The 9,972-nt window shown below is 40.1% G+C and carries 7 protein-coding genes; all 7 read left to right on the top strand.

The window, feature by feature from the left end:
• Nucleotides 1-248, top strand: a 248-nt coding sequence (locus J7K93_05075) for an EamA family transporter (protein MCD6116365.1), incomplete at its 5' end; no start/stop codon positions are given.
• Between the two features lie 46 nt (nt 249-294).
• Nucleotides 295-3,558 (top strand): glycosyl hydrolase, encoded by a 3,264-nt coding sequence (locus J7K93_05070; protein ID MCD6116364.1) that lies wholly within the window; start codon nt 295-297, stop codon nt 3,556-3,558.
• Nucleotides 3,559-3,865: 307 nt separating this feature from the next.
• The gene (locus J7K93_05065; protein ID MCD6116363.1) at nt 3,866-5,518 is read left to right on the top strand and encodes a C69 family dipeptidase; all 1,653 of its coding nucleotides are present in this window, start codon (nt 3,866-3,868) and stop codon (nt 5,516-5,518) included.
• A gap of 21 nt (nt 5,519-5,539) precedes the next feature.
• The gene (locus J7K93_05060) at nt 5,540-7,000 is read left to right on the top strand and encodes an aminoacyl-histidine dipeptidase (protein ID MCD6116362.1); all 1,461 of its coding nucleotides are present in this window, start codon (nt 5,540-5,542) and stop codon (nt 6,998-7,000) included.
• Between the two features lie 251 nt (nt 7,001-7,251).
• The gene (locus J7K93_05055) at nt 7,252-7,551 is read left to right on the top strand and encodes a nucleotidyltransferase family protein (protein MCD6116361.1); all 300 of its coding nucleotides are present in this window, start codon (nt 7,252-7,254) and stop codon (nt 7,549-7,551) included.
• Nucleotides 7,548-7,901: a DUF86 domain-containing protein gene (locus J7K93_05050; GenBank protein ID MCD6116360.1), complete on the top strand. Its 354-nt coding sequence runs from the start codon at nt 7,548-7,550 to the stop codon at nt 7,899-7,901. The genes J7K93_05055 and J7K93_05050 overlap by 4 nt, the downstream gene beginning before the upstream one ends.
• A 545-nt stretch (nt 7,902-8,446) precedes the next feature.
• The coding region (locus J7K93_05045) for an alpha-L-fucosidase (GenBank protein MCD6116359.1) at nt 8,447-9,972 on the top strand (1,526 nt) is incomplete at its 3' end.

Raw genomic sequence — 9,972 nt, 5'->3', positions numbered from 1 at the left:
CAGGCAGAGCCGTTGATAAAAAGTCATTTTTGCGGGGCCTTATACTGGGAGTACCAAATTTTTTCAGCTCCTTTTTTCTTTTAAGTGCTCTTAAAAAATTAAACGCATCTTTTGTATATCCCGCTGTGAGCATATCCGTAATTCTGCTCACAGCATTTTCATCCCGTTTTTTATGGGGAGAAAAAATCAGCAAATATGGTAAAATTGCTATAATAATCGGAGGTGTTGCCATTATATTCTTAATCTGAGCATACTTTCAGTCATTAATTATATTAACATTCAGGAGGGAGAGAAATGAAAAAACGCCTGTTTATAACAGCAGTACTGCTTATATATGCAGTCAGCTTGTTCGGTGCAAAAAAAGAAGTAAAATCGGTTTTTAAAGCTTCTGATTTCTCAGGATTAAAATTCCGGAGCATTGGCCCGGCCTTTACTTCAGGCAGAATAAGCGACTTTGCAGTAAATCCGAAAAATAATTCAGAATACTACGTTGCAGTTGCCTCAGGGAATATCTGGAAAACTGTAAACAGAGGGATAACATGGAAACCGATCTTTGACAAATACGAAGCATATTCAATAGGCTGCATTGCCATGGATCCCAACAACCACAATGTTGTATGGGCAGGCACAGGGGAAAATAACAGCCAGCGCGCACTCGGTTACGGCAACGGAGTTTACAAAACTGTTGACGGCGGTAAATCCTGGAAGAACATGGGGCTGAAAAATTCCAGGCAGATAGGAAAAATTCTAATTGATCCCCGTAATTCTGACATTGTTTATGTAGCTGCGGAAGGATCCGTATGGGGACCCGGAGGAGACAGAGGCCTTTTTAAGACAACCAACGGAGGAAAAACCTGGAAAGCCGTTCTTACAATCAGCGAAAATACCGGCGTTTCCGATATGGTTATGGATCCGAGAAATCCTGATGTAATAATTGCTGCATCCCATCAGAGGCGGCGCCATGTTTTTACAAAAATTGACGGAGGGCCGGAAACTGCTGTTTACAAAACCACTGACGGAGGAAAAACCTGGAGAAAAATAAAAACGGGATTGCCTTCCTGCGATAAAGGGGCCATCGGCCTGGCAATATCTCCTGTAAATCCCGATTATATTTACGCAATAATTGAAGCTGCTGACAAAAAGGGCGGATTTTTCCGCTCTGTTGACCGCGGAGAGACGTGGACAAAAATGAGCTCTCAGGTTACTACAAGCCCTCAATATTACAATGAAATTTTCTGCGATCCCGCTGATGTTGATAAAGTTTATTCAATGGATACTATTGCAAAAGTAACAGAAGACGGAGGCAGGACGTTCAAATCCCTTGGCAACAATAAAAGACACGTCGATGATCACGCTTTGTGGATTGATCCTGAAGATACTTCTCATCTTTTGATTGGCGGAGACGGCGGAGTTTACGAAACTTATGACAGCGGTAAAACCTGGCAGCATAAACAGAATCTTCCTGTAATTCAATTCTACCGTGTTGCTGTTGACAACTCTCTGCCATTCTACTACGTATACGGGGGAACTCAGGACAACAACTCTATGGGCGGGCCGTCAAGGACGATCTGCTCTTCAGGTATTTTTAATTCGGACTGGTTTGTTACATGCGGCGGTGACGGATTCTGGTCTGCAATTGACCCTGATAATCCGGACATTGTCTATTCTGAATCCCAATACGGAGGTATGGTAAGATATGACAGAAAAAGCGGGGAAGCTATTGATATCCAGCCTCAGCCCCGTGAAGGAGAATACTCATACAGATGGAACTGGAATACACCTCTTTTTGTAAGTCATTTTAAAAACAGCCGTATTTTTTGTGCAGCAAACAAAGTATTCAAAAGCGACGACAGAGGTAATAGCTGGGAAGTAATCAGTCCTGACCTTACCAGGCAGATAGACAGAAACAAGCTCCCTGTCATGGGCCGGGTCTGGAGCGTGGATGCTGTTGCAAAAAATGCCTCTACATCTCTCTACGGAACAATTGTATCTATGGCAGAATCTCCTGTACGGGAAAATCTTCTATTTGCCGGAACCGACGACGGGCTTATAAGGATAACTAAAGATTGCGGAAAAACCTGGAACAGAATAGACAAAATTTCAGGTGTCCCTGAAATGACCTACGTAAGCGACATCTGCCCCTCAAATTTTGATGCCGACATTGTATATGCATCTTTTGACAACAGAAAACGCGACGATTTCAAACCTTACATATTTAAAAGTAAAGACATGGGGAAAACCTGGAAATCCATAGCATCAAATCTTCCTGTAAACGGAACTGTACACACAATAGCTCAAGACCATGTTAATCCGAATCTCCTGTTTGTGGGGACAGAATTCGGATTTTATTTTTCCAATGATGAGGGAAAAAACTGGATCAGGATAAAATCCGGCCTTCCTGCAATCGCAGTAAGAGACATTGCAATCCAGCAGAGGGAAAACGACATTGTACTTGCTACATTCGGCAGAGGATTTTATATTCTTGATGATTATACTCCACTGCGGATATTCTCAAAAAATATCAAAGCGGAAGAATGCCGCATATTCCCTGTTAAAGATGCTCTCCTCTATGTTCAGAAGAGAGGCAAATACGGGCAGGGGTCTGACTTATATTCAGCTAAAAACCCTCCCTTTGGCGCTACGTTCACTTATTATCTTAAAACATCTCCTAAAACTTTAAAACAGATACGAAAAGAAAAAGAGAAAAAACTTTTAAAAGAAAAGAAATCGATTCCATATCCTTCATGGGAAGAACTGAGAGCAGAGGATAATGAAATATCACCGTATCTTAAATTTATAATTACAGACAACGGCGGAAAAATAATAAACACTTTAACTGCCAGTCCGGGAAAGGGTATTAAACGGTTAACATGGAACCTGAGAACAGCATCGCCCGAACCGGTTAGTTTAAAGGACAATAAATTTGATCCTCTTGCAAAGGGCAGAAAAGGCTATCTTGTGCCTCCCGGTAAATATCAAGTGGCAATTGATGAAGTAGTACGGGGCAAAACAACACATCTTGCAGGCCCGGTCTCTTTTAAAGTTGTACCGCTTGACAATACAACACTTCCTGCAGAAGCCAGAAAAGCTCTTGCGGAATTTCAGGACAAGGCATCGAATCTTTACAGAGTTGTACAGGGATCCATAAGAGCAGCTCAGGATCTGCAGAAACGAATTGCCTATATAAGGCAGGCGCTTCTTGCGACTCCGGGAACAGGCCATGCCCTTATGGATAAGGCAGGAAACCTTGATGCAAAGCTGAAATTGCTTATGATTAAACTTACAGGCGACAAAATAATTTCAAAACACAGTGAAAACCCGCCTGTATCCATCTCAAGCAGATTGTGGGTACTTGCTTACACCCACTACGGCTCAACATCTGATATAACACAAACCGAAAAAGATGCATATTCTATTATTAAGAATGAATTCTCTGATATCTACAAACAGCTCAAGCAGATGATTGATGTTGACACAAAAGACATAGAAAATGAGATGAATAAAATCGGCAGCCCCTGGACACCGGGACGGCTGCCTGATTGGGACAGCTCATTGTAACCTGATGGTTACAATTTTCAAATGCCGGCCGATAATGCGCCTCTATCGGCCGGTATTATTTATTTAAAAAAGGACAAATCAATGCAGAAATTTTTTATAATGGCTACTTATGACGGAATAAAGGTTCAGTGATCAATATAAAGTATCCTATACTCTTGACAGCTTTGTTGCTGACGTAAAATATATGGGAGAGCCATTAAAAATCCGGATATAAGGTTCTTACTTTTTAGAACTGGCATTTTGTAAAATATTTCTGTATATTGAGAATTCATTATTAATCCTTTTCCCAGACGGAGGTAACAAATATATGAAAAAAAAATTCTTAATCGTAACTGTCACAGCTATAGCATCAATTGCAAATCTATCATTTGCATGTACAAATTTTCTGATCTCAAAAGGAGCAACCAAAGACGGATCAGTAATAATAACGTATGCTGCTGATTCACATGAGCTTTACGGAGAACTCTACTATATTCCTGCTGCTGATCACCTGCGCGGAGAGATGCGGGACATCTATGAATGGGATACCGGCAAATACCTCGGGCAGATTCCTGAAATCCTCCACACATATTCTGTTGTGGGCAACATGAACGAACATCAGGTTGCAATCGGAGAAACAACATACGGCGGCAGAAGCGAACTTGAAGATAAAAATGCAATTGTTGATTACGGCAGCCTGATGTACATAGCGCTGCAGAGGTCAAAAACTGCAAGAGAAGCTATAAAAGTCATGGGGGAACTCGTTGAAAAATACGGTTATTACAGTGAAGGCGAATCCTTCTCCATTTCGGACCCCAATGAAGTATGGATCATGGAGATGATTGGCAAAGGGCCGAAAAACAGAGGCGCTGTCTGGGTGGCAAGAAAAGTTCCGGACGGTTATATCTGTGCACATGCCAATCAGTCACGCATACAGACGTTTCCGCTTGCAGACGGCAGAACTTCCATTACCTCAAAAAATTTAAATAAAATTTTCAATAAAAAAGTTACAACTGTTTATGCAAGTGATGTAATCTCTTTTGCAAGAGATATGGGTTATTTTAAAGGCGAAGACAAAGATTTTAGTTTTGCAAAAACTTATGCGCCGCCTACATTCGGAGGGCTTCGCTTTTGTGAAGCAAGAGTGTATGCATTTTTTCATAGAGCGGCACCGTCAATAAAATTTCCTACAGATTATGTATCAGGCGACATTCATGCAAAACCTCTTCCCCTGTGGATAAAACCGGACAAGAAACTGTCCGTACGGGACGTAATGCAGCTCATGCGCGACCACTTTGAAGGAACTCCATTTGACATGAATAAAGATATCGGCGCAGGCCCCTATGTGTGCCCGTACAGATGGCGCCCCCTTACCTGGGAAGTTGACAGTGTTAAATATTTTAATGAAAGAGCAACTTCCACTCAGCAGACCGGATTCTCTTTTGTAGCCCAGTCACGATCATTCCTGCCTGATGCTATTGGAGGAGTTTTCTGGTTCGGAGTTGATGATACGTACAGTACTGTTTATAATCCAATCTACTGTTCAATTACAAAAGTACCGAAACCCTATGCAGTAGGAACCGGTAATTTTGATGAATTTTCATGGGACTCGGCATTCTGGGTCTTCAATTTTGTAAGCAACTATGCATATTCAAGATACACAGATATGATTAAAGACATTCAGGTTGTACAGCGTAAATTGGAAGGCAGTTACATTGCAAACCAGCCTGTTATTGATCAGGCTGCACTTGTGCTCTACAACCAGTCTCCCAAACTTGCCGTAGATTATCTTACAAACTACTCTGTAAAAACCGGAGAAGCAACTGTTGCAAGATGGAAAAAGCTCGGTGAATACCTGATCTATAAATATCTTGACGGAAATGTTAAAGACGAACACGGCCATGTTACTCATCCGGGATACCCGAAAGCATGGTACAGAACAATAGTTAAAAAAACAGGAGATAAATTTAAAGTTAAATAATATTTAAAAGCGGAGGAAACAATGAGTGACGAAATTTTAAAACTTAAACCTGAAGCTGTATGGAAAAATTTCTACAGCTTAACTCAAATTCCCCGCCCCTCAAAAAAAGAGGGACAGGTTATTGAGTTTATGAAAAAATTCGGCGAGGGCCTGGGGCTTGAAACCGTAGTTGACAGTGTGGGTAATGTAATCATTAAAAAACCGGCAGCTCCGGGAATGGAAAACAAAAAAACCATATGCCTTCAGGGGCATCTTGATATGGTTCCCCAGAAAAACAGTAATGTTGATCATGATTTTGAAAAAGATCCTATTGATGCATACATTGACGGCGAATGGGTAACAGCAAGAGATACAACTCTCGGTGCTGACAATGGTATGGGTGTAGCTGCTGCAATGGCTGTTCTTGAATCAAAAGAGATTAAGCATGGCCCAATAGAAGCATTATTTACAATTGATGAGGAAACAGGAATGACAGGCGCTTTCGGCCTGAAACCTGGTGTGCTCAATGCTGACATTCTGATGAATCTTGATTCAGAGGACGAAGGAGAACTTTATATCGGTTGTGCAGGCGGTGAAAACACAAATATGGAATTTACATTTTCCGAAGATGATATTCCGGCAGGCGCAGCTGCCTATCAGGTGAAGGTAACAGGCATGAAGGGCGGACATTCAGGGCTTGATATTAATATAGGAAGAGGAAATGCAATTAAGGTTTTGAACCGCTTTCTTTATCAGGTTTCAAAAGACCTGGGCGTAAGGCTTGCCTCAATTGAAGGCGGAAATTTAAGAAACGCAATTCCAAGGGAAAGTTTTGCTGTTGTAACTGTACCTTCTGATAAAAAAGCCGAGTTTGAGAAAGCTGCTGTAGAATACGATAAAATAATCAAAAATGAACTCAGAGGCGCAGAGCCGAACATATCTTTCGGAGTTTCTGAAACTGACATGCCTTCAAAGCTCATTGATAAAAAAACTCAGGATGCTCTTATCAAAGCTATTTACAGTACACCGAACGGAGCAATCCGCATGAGTGATTCTGTTGAAGGCCTTGTTGAAACATCAACAAGCCTTGCATCTGTAAAATCTGAAAATGGAAAAATCAGACTTCAGAGCCTTCAGAGAAGTTCTGTTGATACGGCACGTGAAGATATTTGTACAGCAGTCAGATGTGTCTATGAACTTGCAGGCGCAAAAGTAGAGCACAGCGGTGCATATCCAGGGTGGAAACCGAACATGGATTCACCGATACTTAAAAAAGCATTGGAAATTTATAAAAATGATTTCGGGAAGACTCCTGAGATTAAAGCTATTCACGCAGGGCTTGAGTGCGGGCTTCTCGGAGCTGTTTATCCAGACACGGATATGATTAGTTTCGGCCCGACTATTAAATATCCCCACTCTCCTGATGAAAAAGTCAACATAGCAACTGTTCAGAAATTCTGGGATTTTCTTGTAAAAACTCTGGAGCAGGTAGAAGACAAGTAAAAAATAAACAATTTATTATTATCAGACCTCAGAGGTTTTTAAAACCTCTGAGGTCTTTTTTATCTTACTTCACCAGACTTGCCTTTTTTGTATAAATCTTTGTTCCGATCCTGAGCCTGAATATGTATATTCCGGTATGGAATTAACACTCTGTGCGCTTGTACCTGAATAGTAATTATAACAGCCCGTTATTCATGCTAAATACATATATAAAATTTGCTATTTTTAAAATATTTTATTATTTTTAATACATGAAGAATGAATTACAAAAAATAATGTCAAAACTAAATGAAGAGCTGCCAGAAATTAAGTTTAGATATAATGTTTCGTCTATGGAAGTGTTTGGTTCTTTTATTCATGGAGAACAAAAAGCAAGGAGTGATCTCGATATATTAGTGACATTTAAGAAAACGCCTTCATTATTTGAATTCATAGAACTTGAAGAATATTTAAGTGACTTACTTGGCTTGAAAGTTGACTTAGTGATGAAGAGCTCATTAAAACCCAACATTGGTAGAAAAATATTATCCGAAGCCCTGCCTGTGTCATGAAAAATAAAGATAGAATAATTGTTGATTACTTGAATGATATTCTGATTTCAATCACAGATATCAGATTGTTTCTCAATAATATGGATTATAAAACATTCAGAGAAGATAAAAAAACACAGTATGCAACAATACGTGCATTGGAGATCATCGGCGAGTCTGCCAAAAAAATACCAAAAGATATAAGAAATAATTACTCATGGATTCCGTGGCGTTTAATTGCCGGAATGAGAGATAAATTAATTCATGATTATTTTGGCGTGGATATGGAAGTTGTATGGAAAACCGCTACAGAAGAAATTATGAAATTGGAAGAAGATATTAAAAATCTTGTTTCGGATTATTCAAAATAATAATATCAATATTTACCTCACAACAGACATTTTAACAGCTTTAAGCAAAGCGCCTCTTTTGTTTTTAAGACAGCAGATATAGATACCGCTGGTCAGTACCATCCCAGATAACTGTGTGTATCCCTTCCGATTCTTCGTTCTGATTAAGGACAGCAAACACACCTGCCTTTTATATCATAAATATAAACAGAGAGGTCTCTTTCTTTTCCTGCAAGTTGACACTTTATTGTAATGCCCCTCCCCGTAAATGGAAAGTATTAATTTTACATTAATAAGTCAAGAGGATTTTAGTTTTTTTTAATCTTGTTATAGATGCGGGAATAAAGAGGTTAAGAGTGTGTGGTAAAAATACGTAGTAGTAAGGGCACATTGCAATGTGCCCTTACACGGAAATGTGCCAAACATGACAATACTCAACAAACTTCTGCTAACAATATTTCCATAAATTTTCTAGTACAGGCAAATATTCTTCCCTTGTATTTTTTAAAAATTTTTCCAAACTTAACAGCATCAGGCATAATTCAAACAATCACAGGAATACTATCATGAAATTATACGAAAAAGTGCTGCTGAATATTTTATTAGTTTCTGCCGTTCTTTTTATTTCGGGATGCCGAAATAAAGAAGTAACAAAAGATGTACGGATGGAAAAATGGAGAGATGCAAGATTCGGTATGTTTATTCACTGGGGGCTCTATTCCATTCCTGCGGGAGAGTGGAAAGGAGAAACCGGGTATGCAGAGTGGATTCGAAATTCCGCTCATATCCCAATTGATGTTTACGATAAATTTACCGGAGAATTCAATCCTGTCAAATTTAATGCTGAACATTGGGTTAAAATGGCCAAAGATGCAGGCATGAAGTACATTGTAATTACCACTAAACATCATGACGGATTCTGTCTCTTTGATTCAAAATATACAGACTTTGATATTATGCCAACGCCTTTTAAAAGGGATATTATGAAAGAAATGGCAGAAGCGTGTAAAAAACAGGGCATCAAAATCTGCTGGTACTATTCCATTATGGACTGGCACAACCCTGATTATCTGCCGAGGAGAGGGTGGGAAAAAGACAGAAATTCCCAGGGAGCAAATTTTGACAGATACGTAAAGTATATGAAGAATCAACTGAAAGAATTACTTACAAATTACGGCCCCATAGAGGTTCTCTGGTTTGACGGAGAATGGGAAGAAACATGGAACAGACAGAGAGGCAGGAATCTTTTAAAATTCGTAAGAAAGATCGATCCTGATATAATAGTAAATAACCGCGTTGGCGCGGGACGTACAGGGATGACAGATTCAGGGAAAAACGAAGAATTAACCGGAGACTTCGGTACCCCGGAGCAGCATATTCCTGACACAGGCCTGCCCGGAGTTGACTGGGAAACATGCATGACAATGAACGACCACTGGGGGTACAACAAACATGATAAAAACTGGAAGTCCGCTCAGGACCTTATCCGAAAACTTGCAGACATAGCATCAAAGGGCGGGAATTTCCTTCTTAATGTCGGGCCAAAGTCAGATGGTACGTTCCCTGATGAAGCAAAGATAAGATTAAAAAAAATCGGTGAGTGGATGCGGGTAAACGGCGAATCCATTTACGGGACAAAAGCCAGCCCCTTTAAAAAATTAAAATGGGGACGGTGCACTCAAAAACATATAGGGAATAACGCCAGGCTCTATCTGCATATTTTCTTGTGGCCGGGGAACAGAAAGCTCGTTTTAAACGGTATTTACAATAAACCCCTGAAAGCATATCTTCTTTCAGACAGCAGCAGAACTCTTTCTGTGGAACAAAAGGGCAGTCAAATTATTATTATTCTCCCGGCCGGCCCTGTTGACCCGATTAATACAGTAGTTGTACTGGATATTGAAGGACTCCCGGACATTGACAATCCGCCTGAAATTGTCTCTGATTTTGATATTTTTACAGATTCGTTAAGAGTGTCTCTCTACACTGGCCGCAAAAATATTTCAATCCGCTATACTGTTAACGGAAAAGAGCCCTGCATTGAATCTTCTGAGTATAAAGCCCCTTTCTATATCTCCCGTACAACCTCAGT

This window comes from bacterium, assembly GCA_021158245.1.
Classification (GTDB): domain Bacteria; phylum Zhuqueibacterota; class QNDG01; order QNDG01; family QNDG01; genus QNDG01.
The sequence above is the reverse complement of the archived record's forward strand: the minus strand, read 5'-3'. Positions and strand labels throughout refer to the sequence as shown.

Coding starts and splice junctions, on each gene's coding strand:
- J7K93_05065 (MCD6116363.1), top strand. CDS start 3,866: ATGAAAAAAAAATTCTTAATCGTAACTGTCACAGCTATAGCATCAATT.
- J7K93_05070 (MCD6116364.1), top strand. CDS start 295: ATGAAAAAACGCCTGTTTATAACAGCAGTACTGCTTATATATGCAGTC.
- J7K93_05060 (MCD6116362.1), top strand. CDS start 5,540: ATGAGTGACGAAATTTTAAAACTTAAACCTGAAGCTGTATGGAAAAAT.
- J7K93_05050 (MCD6116360.1), top strand. CDS start 7,548: ATGAAAAATAAAGATAGAATAATTGTTGATTACTTGAATGATATTCTG.
- J7K93_05055 (MCD6116361.1), top strand. CDS start 7,252: ATGAAGAATGAATTACAAAAAATAATGTCAAAACTAAATGAAGAGCTG.